The sequence below is a fragment of the Leifsonia sp. NPDC077715 genome, assembly GCF_040686855.1.
Classification (GTDB): Bacteria; Actinomycetota; Actinomycetes; order Actinomycetales; family Microbacteriaceae; genus Leifsonia.
Genome location: NZ_JBFBOG010000003.1, coordinates 952,636 through 971,236, shown reverse-complemented (window position 1 = coordinate 971,236; position 18,601 = coordinate 952,636). Strand labels below are relative to the sequence as shown.

Annotated in this window: 16 protein-coding genes; 11 read left to right on the top strand and 5 right to left on the bottom strand. The window is 56.7% G+C overall.

Translation table 11 applies throughout. The features are described from left to right. The coding region (locus AB0P25_RS18520) for a permease (RefSeq protein ID WP_363809300.1) at positions 1-635 on the bottom strand (635 nt) is incomplete at its 3' end. Between the two features lie 251 nt (positions 636-886). Between AB0P25_RS18520 and AB0P25_RS18515 the strand changes: the two genes are divergently transcribed. The 5 genes from AB0P25_RS18515 (at position 887) to AB0P25_RS18495 (ending at position 6,848) form a co-directional block, all read left to right on the top strand. Continuing rightward, positions 887-1,105, top strand: a complete 219-nt coding sequence (locus AB0P25_RS18515; protein WP_002114991.1) for a Sec-independent protein translocase subunit TatA — start codon at positions 887-889, stop codon at positions 1,103-1,105. 12 nt (positions 1,106-1,117) lie between these two features. Then, positions 1,118-1,555: a Sec-independent protein translocase protein TatB gene (tatB, locus tag AB0P25_RS18510; RefSeq protein WP_002114889.1), complete on the top strand. Its 438-nt coding sequence runs from the start codon at positions 1,118-1,120 to the stop codon at positions 1,553-1,555. Then, entirely contained in the window at positions 1,552-2,322 is a 771-nt protein-coding gene (gene tatC / locus AB0P25_RS18505) for a twin-arginine translocase subunit TatC (protein ID WP_032035370.1), read from the top strand. The genes tatB and tatC overlap by 4 nt, the downstream gene beginning before the upstream one ends. Positions 2,323-2,497: 175 nt before the next feature. Then, the gene (locus AB0P25_RS18500) at positions 2,498-4,450 is read left to right on the top strand and encodes an alkaline phosphatase PhoX (protein ID WP_017398797.1); all 1,953 of its coding nucleotides are present in this window, start codon (positions 2,498-2,500) and stop codon (positions 4,448-4,450) included. Positions 4,451-4,655: 205 nt separating this feature from the next. After that, entirely contained in the window at positions 4,656-6,848 is a 2,193-nt protein-coding gene (locus AB0P25_RS18495; protein WP_363809298.1) for a PhoX family phosphatase, read from the top strand. A 47-nt stretch (positions 6,849-6,895) separates the two neighbouring features. Here the strand turns inward: AB0P25_RS18495 and AB0P25_RS18490 are convergent, their stop codons facing one another. The 3 genes from AB0P25_RS18490 to sepH all read right to left on the bottom strand — a co-directional run bounded on the left by AB0P25_RS18490 (position 6,896) and on the right by sepH (position 10,319). After that, a complete protein-coding gene (locus AB0P25_RS18490; RefSeq protein WP_005066100.1) occupies positions 6,896-7,675 on the bottom strand; it encodes an NRDE family protein in 780 nt (259 codons plus the stop codon). A 136-nt stretch (positions 7,676-7,811) separates the two neighbouring features. Next, positions 7,812-9,077 (bottom strand): acyltransferase, encoded by a 1,266-nt coding sequence (locus AB0P25_RS18485; RefSeq protein WP_363809295.1) that lies wholly within the window; start codon positions 9,075-9,077, stop codon positions 7,812-7,814. A gap of 93 nt (positions 9,078-9,170) precedes the next feature. Continuing rightward, positions 9,171-10,319 (bottom strand): septation protein SepH, encoded by a 1,149-nt coding sequence (sepH, locus tag AB0P25_RS18480; protein ID WP_363809293.1) that lies wholly within the window; start codon positions 10,317-10,319, stop codon positions 9,171-9,173. A gap of 204 nt (positions 10,320-10,523) precedes the next feature. Between sepH and AB0P25_RS18475 the strand changes: the two genes are divergently transcribed. After that, the gene (locus AB0P25_RS18475; RefSeq protein ID WP_026307201.1) at positions 10,524-10,817 is read left to right on the top strand and encodes a DUF4193 domain-containing protein; all 294 of its coding nucleotides are present in this window, start codon (positions 10,524-10,526) and stop codon (positions 10,815-10,817) included. A gap of 1 nt (position 10,818) precedes the next feature. Here the strand turns inward: AB0P25_RS18475 and AB0P25_RS18470 are convergent, their stop codons facing one another. After that, positions 10,819-11,265: a DUF3093 domain-containing protein gene (locus tag AB0P25_RS18470; protein WP_363809292.1), complete on the bottom strand. Its 447-nt coding sequence runs from the start codon at positions 11,263-11,265 to the stop codon at positions 10,819-10,821. A 40-nt stretch (positions 11,266-11,305) separates the two neighbouring features. On the opposite strand from AB0P25_RS18470, the gene dut reads away from it, so the two are divergent. The 5 genes from dut to acnA all read left to right on the top strand — a co-directional run bounded on the left by dut (position 11,306) and on the right by acnA (position 18,583). Beyond that, positions 11,306-11,764: a dUTP diphosphatase gene (gene dut / locus AB0P25_RS18465; RefSeq protein ID WP_363809290.1), complete on the top strand. Its 459-nt coding sequence runs from the start codon at positions 11,306-11,308 to the stop codon at positions 11,762-11,764. Positions 11,765-11,829: 65 nt separating this feature from the next. Next, positions 11,830-12,432 (top strand): DUF3710 domain-containing protein, encoded by a 603-nt coding sequence (locus tag AB0P25_RS18460; protein ID WP_363809356.1) that lies wholly within the window; start codon positions 11,830-11,832, stop codon positions 12,430-12,432. A 9-nt stretch (positions 12,433-12,441) separates the two neighbouring features. Next, the gene (locus AB0P25_RS18455) at positions 12,442-13,224 is read left to right on the top strand and encodes a DUF3159 domain-containing protein (RefSeq protein WP_363809289.1); all 783 of its coding nucleotides are present in this window, start codon (positions 12,442-12,444) and stop codon (positions 13,222-13,224) included. A 26-nt stretch (positions 13,225-13,250) separates the two neighbouring features. Continuing rightward, on the top strand, positions 13,251-15,629 hold the full coding sequence (locus AB0P25_RS18450) for an HAD-IC family P-type ATPase (RefSeq protein WP_363809287.1): 2,379 nt from the start codon (positions 13,251-13,253) through the stop codon (positions 15,627-15,629). 140 nt (positions 15,630-15,769) lie between these two features. After that, on the top strand, positions 15,770-18,583 hold the full coding sequence (gene acnA, locus AB0P25_RS18445; RefSeq protein ID WP_363809285.1) for an aconitate hydratase AcnA: 2,814 nt from the start codon (positions 15,770-15,772) through the stop codon (positions 18,581-18,583). The last annotated feature ends 18 nt before the right edge of the window (positions 18,584-18,601 follow it).

Below are 18,601 nucleotides of genomic sequence, written 5' to 3'. Positions count from 1 at the left end.
AATGCTTGAGCTTTAGTACTGTAAATTAAGTCTTTCAAATGCACTCGAGTACGGCGTAGCCACATTCCCAGCACACACATACCAGCAAAAGTCATAACAAACTTGGCAACTTCATATACCCAATGTATAGCAGGATGCTCGATATATTGAACACCTAACGACCTAAGTAAAAGTGCACAGAATATTGAAATACACGGTGGAGAAGTTAAAACATTTTTTAATATGTTGAGCTTACTTTGTGGTGCAGTGGTGACTGCCGTAACAGCCCACGCATTTCCAAAAAGAGACATACCAATATATAAAGCCACAATAGGAGCCGTAGCATCAGGGCCAAATAAAGCCATGGCAAAGGGAAAACCAAGCCATCCCATGTTGGTATAACTTACGCATAGCGCTAACAATCTGTCTTTAAATAAAGCTAAATAAGCAAAGAAAATAAGAAATGCTGAACCGGAGCTAAACAGCATTAAACTCAAACTACCTGGCTGATAAAATACCATGTTGTAAATAATCACAATTGGAATCAGTAAGCGGGCAAGCCAAGCTGAAAGAATAGGTTTTATGGTTTCTGCAATGGAAGTCTGAGCAATTAGAAGTCCTGTGATAAATGCCAATACAGGCAGTAGTAGCGCCACGCTCTCTCCTCTTGCTCATTAAAACCAGCTTGCTATGCTACACCTTTTCAAAATCAAATGTATTCTCCATTTCAAGTAATTTAAGTGACTTTTTTCAAACTATGTATAAATAAAAAAGAAGATATTCAGCTTATAAAATTAACTTTTTAGGTTTTGGCAGCCATTCATTGTCTTAAAAATGACATATAAATGTCACATTCCTGTCATGGCAACCTGTTGATATAAAGCAAACTGAAAAGAGGTATAAGATCATGGCCGGTTTATCTATTTGGCATGTCGTTATTTTTGCAATTGTCGTTATTTTATTATTCGGTACGTCGAAATTAAAAAATATCGGTAAAGACGTAGGCGGTGCAGTAAAAGACTTTAAAAAATCAGTTCGTGAAGAAGATGAGACTACTGCTCTTAATACTCCACGTACCATTGATGCCCAAGTCAAAACACCTGACAGCACATCAGTAAAAAGCTAAAGGTTTTCGACCATGCTTGATGTAGGAATGACAGAGCTACTCTGTTTTGCAATTATTGCAATTTTAGTTTTAGGTCCGGATAAACTTCCAGAAGCTGCACGCTTTGCTGGTCGTTGGTATGTTCGCCTAAAACGTTATATTACCAATTTGCAAAATGAGATTGATCAAGAGTTGCGTCTTTCTGAGTTTCGAAAAGAAATGCAAGAAGAACTCAACCGCATTGAAGCACTAGAACGTAAAGTACAACAACAGCTTGAAGAAATTCAAAAGCAGAATATTTCTGAAAATATAGATAAGGCTGAGGCAACCAAATCAGTGCCCCAACCTATTCGGATATGTCTTCCTATATCAGGCCATTATAAAGTCCCATACATTAGAAAATTTATGCCTTTAGCATCATCAACTGATATTTCAGAGACATCACCTGTTAAATTGAAGATTGCCGTATGAACCAACTGCCTTCAACCACTGTAAATAATCAGGAAAATTTAGACCAAATGCCAATCATGAGCCATTTGGTCGTTTTACGACGTCATTTATTTAGGATTGTCGGAGTAACCTTATTTTTATTTTTTTGCTTATTACCATTTAGAAATAATACTTACCAATTACTATCCGAACCTTTGAGGCTGCAACTTCCAACCTCCTCGTCAATGATTGCAACCGATGTCACTGCAACATTCATGGCGCCTTTTAAACTCAATTTATTTGTCGCACTTGTGCTGGCAATGCCATTTATTCTGTATGAAATCTGGTCATTTGTTCGTCCAGCGCTGTATCAAAAAGAACGTCATTTAGCACTACCATTACTCATCGGTAGTATTGTCTTGTTTTATGCGGGTGTTGCTTTTGCATACTACATTACTCTTCCAGCAATTTTACATTTCTTTATTAGTGTATCGCCTGAAACTGTTGCACCGATGACGGATATTAATAGCTACCTAAGCTTCTGCTTAAAGTTATTTTTAGTATTTGGACTGACTTTTGAAATTCCAATCGCTACGCTTCTCCTTATTTTAATCGGTGTGGTAAATACAAAAAGCCTTGCTGAAAAGCGACGTTTTATCATTGTAGGATGCTTTTTCGTAGCGATGTTTATTACCCCACCAGATGCAATTTCAATGGTGATGTTAGCAATTCCAATGTGGTTGCTTTTTGAACTCGGCCTGCTCTTTGGTAAAATTCTTGAGAAAAGAAAAAGCCATTCTGCTGAATAAAATGATTTCTAAGAAAAAGCCTGAGCCTACAAGTTCAGGCTTTTTTATATAGAACACTTTTTAATCTACAAAGCAATAAACTGTCTTCAAAGTGACTTAAAAATGTAAGAAAAGTGTCATTTTCAGTCCATAGAATCAACTCAACAAATATACCCACAAAATTTACGGATTTCTTATGACAACTGCTTCTACTCAACCAACGCGTCGCGAAATTTTAAAATGGTTTTCGGGGATTCCTTTTCTACCATTAGGAGCGATGGCTACGGCAGCAACATTAGCAGGTTGTAATGATAGTGATGACAGCTCAGTAGTCACTCCAACACCACAACCAAGCAAATTTAAAAATGCAAAATTCACAGCAATGCCAGCGCCAACAACTGCAGCTGATCGTGCAACAACTGTAGTGAATTCTAAATTAAAAATTGATTGGGAAAATTCAACCAGTACTGAATACCAACTCGCTTATAAACCTTTCTTTAAAACTGGTGATAGCGTACCAAAACTTGGTGGTGGAACGATTATCGCGGGTGGTTATTTTGATGTTAACGGCAATCCAATTATGGATAAGTCAGTTGCTGGTAAAGAGCGTCAGTTCTTTTCAGACTGTCCAGATGGTTCATCTCTAATTCAATTAGAAGGTGCGAAAGTTGAAGGCGTAGCAAACCCAGTGTTCCATGTCGTTCAATTTGAATACAACTCTAAAGACCAAGCAGGCGGTGATACTTACGGTCAATTACCTTCACCAATCGCAATTTTGACTTTAGATCAAGACCAAAAAACAGGTCACCTAGAACTTAAAAAATACTTCAACGTTGATACTGCACCAGTACACGGTTTATGGATTACTTGCGGTGCTAGCTTATCACCTTGGAACACTCACTTATCAAGTGAAGAATATGAGCCAGATGCATTCAATCAAGGTATTGGCGGTACAGATCCAAAATATCTTGGTAAATACTTCTTTGGTGATGAAACTAAAGCAAACCCATATAACTATGGTCATTTGCCAGAAGTAACAGTTAACCTTGATGGTACTGGTAGCATTAAAAAGCACTATTGTTTAGGTCGTATTTCTCACGAACTTATCCATGTTATGCCAGACAACCGTACAGCACTTATGGGAGATGACTACACCAACGGTGGCTTCTTCATGTTCGTTGCAGATAAAGAAAAAGATTTATCGGCAGGGACACTATACGTTGCTAAATACATCAATACCCTAACTGAAACCTCAACTGCTAGCATTCAATGGATCAAACTTGGCCATGCGACAAGTAAAGAAATTGAGGATTTAGTTGCTGGTGGGATTAAGTCAACTGACATCATGGAAAGTTTAACAACCAATCCAAATGATGCGAGCTATACTGAAATCACTTTGGCAAAGAAACAGCTTTGGGTCAAACTTAAACCAGGTATGGAAAAAGCAGCAGCTTTCTTGGAAACACATCGTTATGCAGCACTAAAAGGTGCAAGTATGGCGTTTACCAAGATGGAAGGTACTAACGTAAATATTAAAGATAAAGTTGCTTACTCTGCTTTAGCTAATATTCAAGATTCAATGGTCATTGGTGGTAAAGGTTATGTCGCTGGACATAATGTCGCGTTCTCTAAAAAAATTACTGCTGGTGGGGTTCTGGCACACAAGTTAGGTAATAGCTTTACAGACAATGAAGGCAGCGCAATCAATAGCGAGTGGGTTCCTCTTTACTCATATATGCTACTCATGGGTGAAGATCTTGCTGCGAAAGATAGTCTAGGTAATACAGCGAACCCAGACAAAATTGCTAGCCCAGACAATCTGAAGTTCTCTGAAACTTTACGCACATTATTCATTGGTGAAGACTCAGGTAACCACGTGAACAACTTCTTGTGGGCATACAATGTAGATACCAAAGAATTAACACGTTTACTTTCTACACCGGCAGGTGCAGAGTCAACAGGTTTACATGCGGTAGATTCAATCAACGGTTGGACTTACATCATGAGCAACTTCCAACATCCAGGCGATAGTAGTAGTGTACCTGAGGATGTTAAGGCCTTAATTAACCAAAATTACAACAATGGTTATAGTGCTAACGTCGGCTATATTACAGCAGACCCAATTGCCCCTTCAGTCACAACTAAATAATTTTTCATAACTTCTCTAAATATTAAAGCTGGCTAAGGTCAGCTTTAATATTTTTACATTCAACTTTTACTTTTTATGAAAATTAAATGAAAAATTACAGAACTTTTCATTAACTTATCATCAAAACGTCAACGCCTCGTCACATTCACAAACTAAGCTCATGAAGAATTTTAGAACAATCTCTTTATTTACTTAGGAATTTCCCATGACAGAGCTGACGCCATATCATGAAGACCAAGAATTGGATAACAATACTTCTGACAATATCCACTTTCGTGACATTTTAGAACAACACATCAGTCGCCGTAGTTTAATTACTAAAGCAGCAAGTGGTGCTGTAGCGTTAACTTTAGCCTCTACATTAACAGGCTGTAATGATAGCGATGATGATTCAGGTTCTAACAACGGTGGAACCACACCTGTAGACCCAAATAAAAAACCAGAAAAATTAACTTTTACCACAGTTGCGAAAAACCATAATGATATTGTGACTGTACCTGAAGGTTATGAAGCGAATGTCATTTATGCATTGGGTGATTCAATCAACCCTAATTTTGGCGAATGGGACGATAATAATATTCCATCAGGCCCAAGCTTTCAGTTCCGTTCAGGCGACTGTCATGATGGTATGCATTATTTTGGTTTAAATACTTCAACAAACCGCTTTGACGAGAGTGCTTCAGCGCAAGGTTTGTTGGTCATGAATCATGAATATATTAATCAGACTTTCCTTCACCCAAAAGGCCCAACAAAAGTTGATGGACGCCGCCCTGAAGATGAGGTCATTCGTGAAACTAATGCGCATGGCGTTTCTATTGTTTACATCAAAAAAGATGCTGCAACTCAAAAAGTAACAATTGATAAAAGTTCTGCTTTTAATCGTCGTATTACAGCATCAACAGAGATGGATTTTGAAGGTGCAGCAGCTGGTTCTGGCTTGCTCGCAACTCGCTTCTCCCCTACTGCAAGTAAAACTCGCGGTACTCATAATAACTGCGGTAATGGTTATACACCTTGGGGCACATACTTAACCACGGAAGAAAACTTTATTGGTTACTTTGCTCGTAGTACGACTGATGACGCGTTACGTACTCCAGAAGAAATTATTGCACTGAAACGCTATGGCTTAAAAGCAGGATCTGGCTCACGTTACGGCTGGGAAACAGCAATTGGTCAAGTAGAGTCACAAGACTTATATGACCGCTGGAATGCCGACGTAAAAGCCGCACAAGCTACCCAAGACTACCGTAACGGTCCAAATACATTCGGTTGGATGGTCGAGATTGATCCATTTGATAGACGTCAAAACCCAGTTAAACGTACTTCACTGGGACGTTTTGCACATGAAGACAGTGCTTGCCGTGCCGTTGTAGGTCAACCATTAGCATTTTATATGGGCGATGATTCTCGCGGTGAGTACATCTATAAATTCGTCTCTACCGCAGTGTGGGATGCTAAAGATATAAATGGCGGTTATGCAGTTGGCGACAAATACATGAACGCAGGTAAATTGTATGTTGCTAAGTTTAATAACGATGGTTCAGGTCAATGGATTGAACTTGCTTATGGCAAAAATGGCTTAAATGAAAGCAACACGACCTACCCATTTAAATCACAAGCTGACGTTGTCACATTTGCACGTTTAGCTGCCGATGCAGTCGGTGCGACAAAAATGGACCGCCCAGAATGGTGTACGGTCAACCCAGTAAACGGCGAGGTCTATGTCACCCTAACCAATAACTCAAATCGTGGTAAAGATTACGCGACCGATGCTGCAAACCCACGTAACTACACAGACCTCTACAACGGCACTAAAGAGCAAAAGGGTAACGTTAACGGTCATATTATCCGTTTTAAAGAAACTGATGACAAAACGACTGCTGAAACCTTCAAATGGGATATTTACCTATTTGGTGCAGAAGCATCTATGGCTTCAAACATCAACCTATCTGGTTTAACAGACAACAATGATTTGTCATCTCCAGATGGTATGTGGTTCGACCCACGTGGCGTACTTTGGATTCAAACAGATGATGGCGCATATACTGATGTCACTAACTGTATGATGCTTGCTGCGCTACCAGGCCAGATTGGAGATGGTGCTCCTGCAACTACCTCAAATGGTCAGCAAACTTTAGTCGGTGCTAAAGTTACAGACTCAACTTTGCGCCGTTTCTTGGTGGGACCTAAGCAATGTGAGATTACAGGTATTGCGATGACACCTGACTACAAAGCAATTTTCATTAATGTTCAACACCCTGGCGAAGATTCTGCAAGTTACTCGACACCAGAAAGTAACTGGCCAGCAACCCAGAAAGATCCAAGCAACAAAACTGCGCGTCCACGCTCAGCAACTGTTGTGATTACCCGTAAAGATGGCGGTGTGATCGTGGGTTAATTCTTAGATGATTAAAAATGCCGGTCAATTGATCGGCATTTTTATTATCATCGATTTAAGAGAACCTGTTGCTGAACAATTTGCCCACCATGCTCGCCTTGTTGGGTCTTTTCCAACCAAAGCCATTCGTTATTGGTCATTCTTAAAAAATTTGAACAACGTGTACCATACACAGGACTTTGAATAAAAGTCGATGATAATAACTCTTCCATTTCTGGCTGAATGCCGGTATTGGGTAATAATGCCGTTGTGACCTTACGTTCATCTTCAAGAATATCCCATGCAGCATGTTGCAAAGTTAACTCTTCCGTCTGGTGCTGAAGCATAGGCAAAAACTCTTGCGTAAAACGTGTTCTTAAATGTCTGGTTTTTTCCCAATGTTCAGACATCAAACCATTTGAAACCACATAAACACCATTTGCTAATACTTGCGGGGCTTCACCACGGTTACTCATATAAACCGCTTGATCAGCATTTCCCATAAACAGGTTAAAGCCAGCGAAGTTCTGTTGCTGCTGTTCTAATTGTTGAGCAAATCGAATCGGCAATAAATCTGACTCTAAAAAAGCCTGAACTAAATGCCCCCGAGAGGTTTCATATGATTTCTGATCTCGTCCATCCCTAAAATTGGTCAAGACAGCCCATCGGCCTTGAGGTGTAACGCCCATCCAAGTCCCACCCGACTGTAAATCTTGCCCAGCAATAATCGGTGTATGTTGCCACTGATGTAATAAAGCTGTTGGTCGATGGTAGAACTCATCCCGATTTGACATAAGACATAAGGGCATATCATCCAGAACATGCCATGCTAAAGCCACAATACACATCTTTTCTTATTCCCTATCTTTACACATTGAATGTACAACATTTTTCACATCATTCCGCTACAATCTGTCAAAACGTAATACGACGGGCGCGACCCGCAGCGCACCGGCCGGAACATGATCGGCCAGCACGGCTCCATCACGCCGGAGGAGACGCGGGTGCCGCTGCTGCGGTTCGGGGCAGCTGGCTGAGTTCCGCCGTCACCGGGTGCGGCACGTGCGCGTGGTTCGCAGGTCGCGCCTCCGGGGTCGTGACCGGCCGCCGCCGCAGCTTCTGCAGCCAGAACGCGAGGCCGCGTCCCGGTCCCCAGTTCTTGAGCGACATGGCCGGGCTCTCGATGAAGCGCCAGCTGAGCCAGGAGATGGCGAAAACGATGATCGCGGCCCCGAGGATCATCGGGACGATCCCGAGCTTGTAGAGCCCGAAGTACGCGAGCGTCTGCTGCACCGGGAACGCGTAGAGGTACACGCCGTACGAGATGTCGTTCTTCTGACCGATGGTCCGGAGGCGACCCGGGATGACCGAGCCCAGCCACAGCACGAAGTAGACGCCTGCGGGCACGCCGATGACCCCGTAGCCGCCGTTGAGCAGCGTCCACACCAGCAGCACGCCGGCGGCGATGCCGAAGCGCGCGTTCATCGGGATGGACCGCGAGTACACGGCGAACACGGCGCCGACGGCGAACGGGTACGACAGGTACGAGAACTGGACGCTGCCGAGCGGCGGGAAGACCGTCGCCATCGTGCCCGGGCTGACCAGGTCGACGATCTGCGCGGCGAAGATGACGCCGGCGACGACTACCACGATCGGGCGCGCCTTGGTCAGCACGCCGGCGACCAGCAGGAGCGCGATCATCATGTAGCAGTCCCACTCGTAGCCGAGCGTCCACATCGAGCCGTTGATGACGCTGGCGTGGGTGGCCTGACCGTACGGCGTGGAGTTCTGGAAGATGTCCAGGATGCCCCACGTGTCGACGTGGAGGTTCCAGTTCGAGAGCAGGTAGTGCCAGGGGCTGGTCGCGCCACGGGCGAAGTACGCGCCGAGCGAGTGCCCATCGAGCGACCAGATGATCGGACCGAGGACGAAGGCGGCGAGCAGCAGCGCCAGCAGGAAGGCCGGGAAGATGCGGAGAACGCGTCGCCAGAGGAACTGGACGATGTCGGCGGACATCCCGCTCTTCGTGATGAGGTAGCCGCTGATCGCGAAGAATCCGGCGACGGAGAGGGTGCCGAGGTTGGCCTGCCCCTTGGTGATTCCCGACCCCGGGTCGTGGCCGAAGCCGCCGAGCGGGAAGGTGTGCGACACCAGCACGGCGAGGGCGAGGACGAGACGGATCAGACCGAGCGCGTTGTCGTGGCCGCGCAGGCCGGCACTGATCGTGCGTGCAGGGTCGGTTGCAAGCATTCCCACAGGATACGGGACATCCGTGCATTACTTGGAATCGACACCGTGTCCCCGTGGAAAGGTCCCTGATCGAGACCTCTTAATAGGGATCCGTCAGGCGAGGTCGTCGTCGGTGCGTGCTCCGAAGACGATCTCGTCCCAGCTCGGCATGGCCGCGCGGCCCTTCTTGCGGGCCGATGGCTGGGGGCCGGAATCGTTGTTCGACGGCGCCGGTGCCGCTGGCGGGGCGGGCGCATCCAGCGGCAGGGCGGGCTGCTCGGCGACCGGCGTGCGATCCTCGACGACCCGGAACGGGGTCATCGGCGGCGTCGGCTCCTGCGGAGCGGCGACCGGGGACTCGGCGTGGACCGGAGCCTGGGGCGTCGTCGCGCGGTCGTCGTAGTTCGCCGCCTCGCGCTCGCCCCGGCGGCGGCGCAGCGCCTCCAGCAGGTCGGCGGTCTGGTGCAGGTCGCGCGGGGTGGCGTCGTCGGCGCGCTTCATGGCCGACACCGGGATGGAGTTGTTCGCCCCGGGGACGCGCCCCTGCGGGGGCAGCGGCTCGATGGGCTGGGTGATCTCGGGGCCGAGCAGGTCGACCGACGGCGCCGGGAAGGTGAAGGCGCCACTGTCGAAGCGCGAGGTGTCCGGCTCGCCCTCGTGCGGCAGCACGGCGCGCAGGCGGGGGATGAGCGCACCGCCGCGCAGCTCGCCGGCCTGGGACAGCGTGGTCGCCTCGGAGTTGAGGGGTGCCAGGGCGTGCTTGCGTGCGTCGTAGGACCAGCGCGCGTCGTGATCGATCGTGTCGGCGGTGAACTCCAGCTTCACGATCCAGCCGGTCTCGCTGTCCTTCCAGCTCGCCCAGCGCTCGCCGGCGACGCCGAGGGACGCCAGCCGGTCGCGGATCACCGATCCGAAGGTCTCGCCCTCGCCGAGCGGGTCGACGGCGTCGGTGGTGTGCACGGGGACGCTCAGGGCGCTCGCGACGATGTGCTCGCGCTCCGCGATGATCGGGCCCTCGAAACGCTGGACGTACTCCAGCGGGGCGCCGGTGACCGCGGCGACGTCCTCGGCGGACATGCCGGAGCGGATGTGCGCCTGGACCTCGCGCGGGGACAGTTTGGGGGCGTCGGCGGGCGTCTCCTGACGCACCTGCCGCACTTTCGACTGCAACGCCTCGTCGACGGCGATGCGGAAACGCTCACCGTCGTCGCCGACGGCGACGAGTGCGCCGTTCTCGACCCCGATGACCTTCAGATCCTGCATGTGGAGTGCCTTCCGAGCTCGTCTGTACCGCCCCAGAATGACACGGGAGAGAAGGCAATCCGGGGAATACCGTGGGCGTGCCGGAAGTTGCACATCCAGCAATCGCTGAAAGGCTCCTGAATGGTTTTGCTATTCAGTGGCGATTGATGCAAACTATGGCCGCCGATTGCGAGAATCGGCCGTTACGACGAGAAGTGGATGGGCATGGCAACCGATTACGACGCACCGCGGAAGACCGAGGACGACTCCGAGTCGATCGAGGCCCTCAAGGAGCGTGTCCCGGACAAGATGTCGGGCGTCGTCGACGTCGAGGACGCCGACAACCCCGGTGGATACGAGCTCCCCGGTGCCGACCTCTCTGACCTCGACCTCGACGTCGTCGTGCTGCCTCCCCAGGCGGACGAGTTCACCTGCGTGAACTGCTTCCTGGTGAAGCACCGCTCGCAGATCGACCACGAGACGAAGCTCGGGCCGATCTGCGTGGAGTGCGCGGCATAACTCACGACACGCGTCGAGCCTCACCGAGAACCCGGACCAGCTGGTCCGGGTTTCTTGTTGAGAGGAGCCAGTAGGGCGCCGGGTCGTCCGCGTCCAGCACCGGCACCTTCACCACGGGCTTGATCCAGCCGCGGATGAGCAGCCAGGCCCGCGCGTCCAGGCGGCGTCCGCGCTCGAGCGTCGCGTCCTCGCCGCGGAAGGCGACGGGATCTCCGACGAGCGTCAGCGGGATGCGCGCGCTGCCGGCGACCAGCTCGTCCTCCGTCACGCGGATGGTCGGCGCCGTCACGACCAGGAAGATCGCCCAGGCGGCGTACACGACGATCGCCAGCACGACCCCGACCGCGAAGTTGATCGGTGCGAAGACGAGCATGATCGCGGGGATGACGAGCAGGGTGGAGATGAACAGCCAGGGGGTCGCCCACAGCCGCTCTCGGTACAGGTCCATGTCCTCTATTCGACCAGACTTCTGCACTACCCTCTGACACGTGACCGATACCGTCGATGTTCCGATCGTGGCCGCCTTCCCACCCTCCTACGCGCATCCGGGGGACGCGGGCGCCGACCTGAGCGCAGCGGAGGCCGTCGTGCTCGGGCCGGGGGAGCGGTTCACCATGCCGACCGGGGTCTCCATTGCGCTGCCGGACGGCTATGCGGCGTTCGTCGTCCCGCGCAGCGGCCTGGCCATGCGCCACGGGATCACCATCGTGAACTCCCCGGGCACCGTGGACGCGGGCTACCGCGGCGAGATCAAGGTCACCCTCCTCAATACCGACAGGTCGATGCCGTACGATATCGCCGTCGGCGACCGGATCGCCCAGCTGATCGTCATGCCGGTCACGCGCGCCCGGTTCATCCCCGTCGACACCCTCCCGGACAGCCACCGCGGCGACGCGGGCTTCGGCTCGTCCGGGTACACCGTCACCGAGGCAGGAGAACACGCGTGAGCGACATCAGCGACACCCCTCGCGGGGCCGGCGGAGACGCCGAGCTCGAGCAGCAGGGCGACGCCGTGGAGTTCGAGAAGTCGGCCCCGGAGGACCGCGAGACCGAGGGGCCGCTCGACGAGAGCGAGGCCAACCCGGTCCGCCCGTACGTCGACCTCGGCGGCGTGAAGATCCTGCCGCGCGAGGGCCTGCACCTGCGCCTCGAGGTCGAGGAGGAGACGCAGCGGGTCGTCGCGGTCGGGCTCGACTACGCCGGCTCCACGCTCCAGGTGCAGCCGTTCGCCGCTCCCCGCTCCACGGGCCTGTGGCACGAGATCCGCGAGCAGATCACCGACCAGATCCAGCGCCAGGGCGGTCGGGTGACCGAGCGCGATGGCGCCTTCGGTCCGGAGCTCGTGGCCGAGATCCCCGTCGCGGCGGCCGCGGGCGGTGCGGTGGAGACGCGCGTTGCGCGCTTCATCGGCGTCGACGGACCGCGCTGGTTCCTCCGCGGCGTGATCGCGGGCGACGCGGCCGTGCAGCCGGAGGCGGCTGCGCTCGTCGAAGACCTCTTCCGCAGCATCGTCGTGGTGCGCGGGTCGGTGCCCATGCCGCCCCGCGACCTCATCCCGCTCCGGATGCCGGCCGCGCCGACGACCGGCAGCGAGAACGACTACTCCTCTCTTTAAGGCATGGACATGACCGACGAGGAGCGCCCCGAGCGCCCGACCCCTCAGCCGGACGACGACGACAGGACGACGGCCCCCGCGCCCGGTCTCGGCGAGAGCATCGCCGCAGCCGCACGCCGTTCGGGTCTGGGCCAGCTCGCCGAGGACGACTCCTCGACCGGCGCGGCGCTCCTGGGCGCTCTCGGCGGCATCCGCGGGCTGTGCGAGACGATCCTCCCCGGCCTCGTCTTCCTCGTGCTCTTCACGTTCACCCAGAACGTCCCGCTCTCGATCGGATGCTCGGTGGCGGTCGCGATCGTCTTCACGGTCATCCGCATCGTCGGAAAGACACCGGTGACGCAGGCGCTCGCCGGACTCATCGGCGTCGGCATCTCCGCCATCCTCGCGCTCATCACCGGGCGCGGCGAGGACAACTTCCTCCTCGGGATCTGGACGAACGCCGCGTACGCCGCGGGCATCCTGATCTCCATGCTCGTGCGCTGGCCGATCATCGGGCTCGCGGCCGGCTACCTGATGGGCGACGGCGTCGCGTGGCGCAAGGACAAGCGGAAGTTCCGGGTCATGCAGGCGCTGACCTTCCTCTGGTTCCTGCTGTTCGCGGCCCGCCTCGTCGTGCAGGTACCGCTGTACCTGGCGCACACCGACGAGGCGACGAGCGCGCTCGCCCTCACCAAGCTGCTCATGGGCGTCCCGCTCTACGCACCGCTCCTCCTCGTGACGTGGTTCGTCGTGAAGGGGCAATTCCCCCAGAAGCCCGTCACGAACCCACGCCCCACCTCGTCTACCAAGTAGAACCATTCGGACGGTAAGGGGGAGGGATGCTGGACGCGGGAACACGTGACGGGCTGACCTCCGCCCAGGTGGAGGCGCGCATCGCCGACGGGCGCGTCAACACGCAGGAGCAGCCCAGCTCGCGGTCGATCGGCGACATCCTCCGCGAGAACGTCTTCACGCTGTTCAACGGCATCCTCACCGCCTGCTTCATCGTCGTGGTCCTGCTGGGCGACCTGCGCGACGGGTTCTTCTTCGGCATCGTCGTCGTCAACGCGCTCATCGGCATCGTGCAGGAGTACCGCGCCAAGCGCGTGCTCGACCGGGCGGCGCTGCTCGCCGCGCCCCACAGCCGCGTGCGCCGCGACGCCGCGGTGGTGACGGTCGCGCTCGATCAGGTCGTGCTCGACGACCTGCTCGTCCTGCGTCCGGGCGATCAGGTCCCGGCCGACGCCATCGTGGTCGAGAGCACCGGGCTGTCCCTCGACGAATCGATGCTCACGGGCGAGTCCGATCCGATGTTCAAAGATGCGGGGGCGCCTCTGCTCTCCGGATCGCACGTCGTGTCCGGGACGGGACTGGCGACCGTCTCGGCGGTCGGCGCCGACTCGTACGCGAGCCGGCTCACGAGCGAGATCCGCAAGCACAGCCAGGTGCGGTCCGAGCTCCGCGACGCGACCAACCGCATCCTCGTCTACCTGTCGTGGATCCTGGGCCCGATCATCCTCATCACCCTGCTCGGCCGTGTCTTCGCCTACGGCGGGTTCTCCGAGGTGTTCGTCGACGAACGCTGGCGCCGGGCTCTGCTGGACGCGGTCGCAGCCGTCGTCGGACTCATCCCGGAGGGGCTGGTGCTGCTGACGAGCCTGGCCTTCGGCGTGGCGGCGATCCAGCTCGCCGCACGCAAAGTGCTAGTGCAGGAGCTCGCGGCGGTGGAGGTGCTGGCGCGCGTCGACGTGCTGTTCCTCGACAAGACCGGCACGCTGACCACCGGCGAGCTGTCGCTTCACGGCACCGAGGCGCTGGCGGGGGAGCAGGCCGTCGCCGACGGCGAGCTCGCGCTCGCGGCCTTCGGGTCAGACGAGGCGGGGAACGCGACGTCGGGCATCCTCGGCTCCCGGTTCCGCAGCGACCGGATCGCGGTGGGCCGACGCATCCCCTTCAGCTCGGCCACCAAGTACAGCGCGCTCACGATGACGGTCGACGGCGGGCCGGAGAGCGCATGGGTCCTCGGGGCACCGGAACGCGTGCTCGACGGCCACTCCGAGGCGTTGGCCCGCGCGACGGCCCTCGCCGCGACGGGACTGCGGACACTTGCGCTGGCGCGGGCGATCGACCCGCTGCCCGCCGAGCTGCACATGCCGCTGACGGGCACGCGGGTGGAGCCGGTCCTGCTCGTGCTTCTCGCTGAGACGCTACGGCCAGAGGCTCAGCAGGCGCTCGAGTACTTCCGCGAGCAGTCCGTCCGCGTCGTGGTGATGTCCGGCGACAATCCCGTGACCGTCGCGGCCATCGCCCGCGAGCTGCACCTCGAGGGCGAGGCGATCGACGCGTCCACGCTCACCACCGACGACGAGCTGGCCGACGCGCTCGAGCGCGCCAGTGTGCTCGGCCGTGTCAGCCCGGACCAGAAGCGGGCCGCGGTGCGGCTGCTCAAGGGAAGCGGTCGAACGGTCGCGATGACGGGCGACGGCGTCAACGACGCGATGGCGGTGAAGGGCGCCGACCTCGGCATCGCCATGGGCAGCGGTACCGCCGCGACGAAGGCCGCATCCCGCGTCGTGCTGCTCGACGACCGTTTCGATCGGCTGCCGGACGTCTTGGCGTCCGGTCGGCGGGTCATCGCCAACGTGGAGCGGGTCAGCAACATCTTCCTGGCGAAGACGACGTACGGCATCCTGCTGGCTCTCGTGAGCGCTGCGATCCTGTGGCCGTTCCCGTTCCTCCCACGACAGCTGACCCTGGTGTCGTCGCTGGCCATCGGCATCCCGTCCTTCTTCCTGGCGCTCGCGCCGAACAAGCGCATCTACACGCCGGGCGTGCTCGGGCGCGTGCTGCGGTACTCCATCCCGACCGGTCTCATCGCGGGCCTCACGGCGATCGTGGCGTACGCGCCGCTGTACCGCAGCGTTCCGCTCCACGAGGCCCGCAGCGTCACCACGGTCGCACTGTTCTGCGTTTCGCTGTGGATGCTGTGCGTGCTCACGAGGCCGCTCACCGGCATCCGCTGGCTGCTGCTCGCCGCGGTCGCCGCCGCCTTCACGCTGGTCTGCGTCATCCCGTTCACGGCCACCTTCTTCGAGATGCATCTGCAGCTCGACGGCGCCCTGGCCTGGGGCATCGCCGTGGGCGCCGTGGGCGCGGCCGGTGTCGAGCTGTTCTACCGGTTCGCGAAGCGACGTTCGCTGGTCTTCGACCGGCTCTGATCGTGATAGTTTTATCTCGACGTCAAGATACTTTCCGGCGATGAGGATTTAGGCTTACCTTGCTGGAAAGGCGCTTCGACGGACGACGAAGATGGACGAGGCGTGCGTGAACATCGCCTGCCGATGAAGGAGAGGGCATTGTGTCTGCTGTGAACAGCTTCGGTGCGAAAGAGACCTTGACGGTCGGATCGCGTGACTACACGATCTTCAAGATCGACACCGTCGAGGGATACCAGCGGCTGCCCTTCAGCCTCAAGGTGCTCCTCGAGAACCTGCTCCGCACGGAGGACGGCGCCAACATCACCGCCGACCACATCCGCGCTCTCGGCTCCTGGGACCCGGCGGCCGAGCCGAACACCGAGATCCAGTTCACGCCGGCCCGCGTGATCATGCAGGACTTCACCGGCGTCCCCTGCATCGTCGACCTCGCCACCATGCGCGAGGCCGTCTCCGCACTCGGCGGCGACCCGAAGAAGATCAACCCGCTCGCGCCGGCCGAGATGGTCATCGACCACTCCGTCATCGCCGACCTGTTCGGCCAGCCGGACGCGCTGGAGCGCAACACCGACATCGAGTACGAGCGCAACGGCGAGCGCTACCAGTTCCTCCGCTGGGGCCAGACCGCGTTCGACGACTTCAAGGTCGTCCCGCCGGGGACCGGCATCGTCCACCAGGTCAACATCGAGTACCTGGCCCGTGTCACCATGACCCGTGAGGTCGGCGGCGAGCTGCTGGCCTACCCCGACACCTGCGTCGGCACCGACTCGCACACCACGATGGTCAACGGCCTGGGCGTGCTCGGCTGGGGCGTCGGCGGCATCGAGGCCGAGGCGGCCATGCTGGGCCAGCCCGTCTCCATGCTCATCCCCAAGGTGGTCGGCTTCAAGCTGACCGGCGCCATCCCGACCGGCGTGACCGCGACGGACGTCGTGCTCACGATCACGCAGATGCTGCGCAAGCACGGCGTGGTCGGCAAGTTCGTCGAGTTCTACGGCGCCGGCGTGGCCGAGGTCCCGCTCGCGAACCGCGCCACCATCGGCAACATGAGCCCGGAGTTCGGCTCCACCGCCGCCATGTTCCCGATCGACGACGTCACCCTCGACTACCTGCGCCTCACCGGCCGCAGCGAGGAGCAGGTCCAGCTCGTCGAGCAGTACTCCAAGGCGCAGAGCCTGTGGCACGACCCGGCGAACGAGCCGGTCTTCAGCGAGTACCTGGAGCTCGACCTCTCGACCGTCGTCCCGTCGATCGCCGGCCCGAAGCGCCCGCAGGACCGCATCGAGCTGAGCCACGCCAAGGACCAGTTCGAGAAGGACCTCAACGACTACGCCGATGTCTCGCACGACCTCGTCGACCTGACGATCGCCGAGTCGTTCCCGGCGTCCGACCCGGGTGAGCTGCAGCCGGAGGACGACCGCAGCATCCACCTCCACACGCACCACAGCCACGCCCCGAAGACGGCCTCCAACCCGACCCCGGTGACGCTGAAGGAGAACGGCGAGGGCTTCGTCCTCGACCACGGTGCGGTCGCGATCGCGGCGATCACGTCGTGCACCAACACCTCCAACCCGTCGGTCATGCTGGCCGCCGGCCTGCTCGCCCGCAACGCGGCGAAGAAGGGCCTCAAGGCCAAGCCGTGGGTCAAGACCACGCTGGCCCCGGGGTCGAAGGTCGTCACCGACTACTACGAGAAGGCCGGTCTGACCCAGGACCTCGAGGCGCTCGGCTTCTACACGGTCGGCTACGGCTGCACCACCTGCATCGGCAACTCGGGCCCGCTGCTCGACGAGATCTCGGAGGCGGTCAACCAGAACGACCTGGCCGTCACCGCGGTGCTCTCGGGCAACCGCAACTTCGAGGGCCGCATCAACCCGGACGTCAAGATGAACTACCTGGCGAGCCCGCCGCTGGTCATCGCCTACGCGCTCGCCGGTTCGATGAACTTCGACTTCGAGGTCGACCCGCTGGGCCAGGACTCCGAGGGCAACGACGTGTTCCTGAAGGACATCTGGCCCGACGCGGCCGAGGTGCAGGAGACGATCGACTCCTCGATCAACGAGGGCATGTTCGTCCACCAGTACGCGTCGGTCTTCGAGGGCGACGAGCGCTGGAAGTCGCTGCCGACCCCGACCGGCTCGGTCTTCGAGTGGGACGAGAAGTCGACCTACGTGCGCAAGCCCCCGTACTTCGAGGGCCTCACGCTCGAGACGAAGCCCGTCACGGACATCGTCGGCGCCCGCGCGCTCGCCAAGCTCGGCGACTCGGTCACCACCGACCACATCTCGCCCGCCGGCTCCATCAAGGCGGACAGCCCGGCCGGCCAGTACCTCACCGAGCACGGCATCGACCGCAAGGACTTCAACTCCTACGGCTCGCGCCGCGGCAACCACGAGGTGATGATCCGCGGCACCTTCGCGAACATCCGACTGAAGAACCAGCTCCTGGACGGCGTCGAGGGCGGCTACACGCGCGACTTCACCAAGCCGGATGCGCCGCAGTCGTTCATCTACGACGCGTCGCAGAACTACCAGGCGCAGGGCACCCCGCTCGTCATCCTCGGCGGCAAGGAGTACGGCTCCGGCTCGTCGCGCGACTGGGCGGCGAAGGGCACCAGCCTCCTCGGCGTCCGCGCTGTCATCACCGAGAGCTTCGAGCGCATCCACCGCTCGAACCTGATCGGCATGGGCGTCGTGCCGCTGCAGTTCCCGGCCGGCGAGTCCGCCGACTCGCTGGGCCTCGACGGCACCGAGGTCTTCTCGATCACGGGCCTGGAGCAGCTGAACGAGGGCACCACCCCGAAGACCGTCCACGTCGTGGCAGAGCCGAGCGAGCACTCGCCCGCCGGCAAGCAGACCATCGAGTTCGACGCGGTCGTCCGCATTGACACCCCCGGTGAGGCGGACTACTACCGCAACGGCGGCATCCTGCAGTACGTGCTGCGGAGCCTCGTGTAAGCGGAGAGCGCGTGAACT

Bases quoted from the DNA above. Each gene is read 5' to 3' on its own strand.
- AB0P25_RS18515 (WP_002114991.1), top strand. From the start codon at position 887: ATGGCCGGTTTATCTATTTGGCATGTCGTTATTTTTGCAATTGTCGTT.
- tatB (WP_002114889.1), top strand. From the start codon at position 1,118: ATGCTTGATGTAGGAATGACAGAGCTACTCTGTTTTGCAATTATTGCA.
- tatC (WP_032035370.1), top strand. From the start codon at position 1,552: ATGAACCAACTGCCTTCAACCACTGTAAATAATCAGGAAAATTTAGAC.
- AB0P25_RS18500 (WP_017398797.1), top strand. From the start codon at position 2,498: ATGACAACTGCTTCTACTCAACCAACGCGTCGCGAAATTTTAAAATGG.
- AB0P25_RS18495 (WP_363809298.1), top strand. From the start codon at position 4,656: ATGACAGAGCTGACGCCATATCATGAAGACCAAGAATTGGATAACAAT.
- AB0P25_RS18490 (WP_005066100.1), bottom strand. From the start codon at position 7,675: ATGTGTATTGTGGCTTTAGCATGGCATGTTCTGGATGATATGCCCTTA.
- AB0P25_RS18485 (WP_363809295.1), bottom strand. From the start codon at position 9,077: ATGCTTGCAACCGACCCTGCACGCACGATCAGTGCCGGCCTGCGCGGC.
- sepH (WP_363809293.1), bottom strand. From the start codon at position 10,319: ATGCAGGATCTGAAGGTCATCGGGGTCGAGAACGGCGCACTCGTCGCC.
- AB0P25_RS18475 (WP_026307201.1), top strand. From the start codon at position 10,524: ATGGCAACCGATTACGACGCACCGCGGAAGACCGAGGACGACTCCGAG.
- AB0P25_RS18470 (WP_363809292.1), bottom strand. From the start codon at position 11,265: ATGGACCTGTACCGAGAGCGGCTGTGGGCGACCCCCTGGCTGTTCATC.
- AB0P25_RS18455 (WP_363809289.1), top strand. From the start codon at position 12,442: ATGACCGACGAGGAGCGCCCCGAGCGCCCGACCCCTCAGCCGGACGAC.
- AB0P25_RS18450 (WP_363809287.1), top strand. From the start codon at position 13,251: ATGCTGGACGCGGGAACACGTGACGGGCTGACCTCCGCCCAGGTGGAG.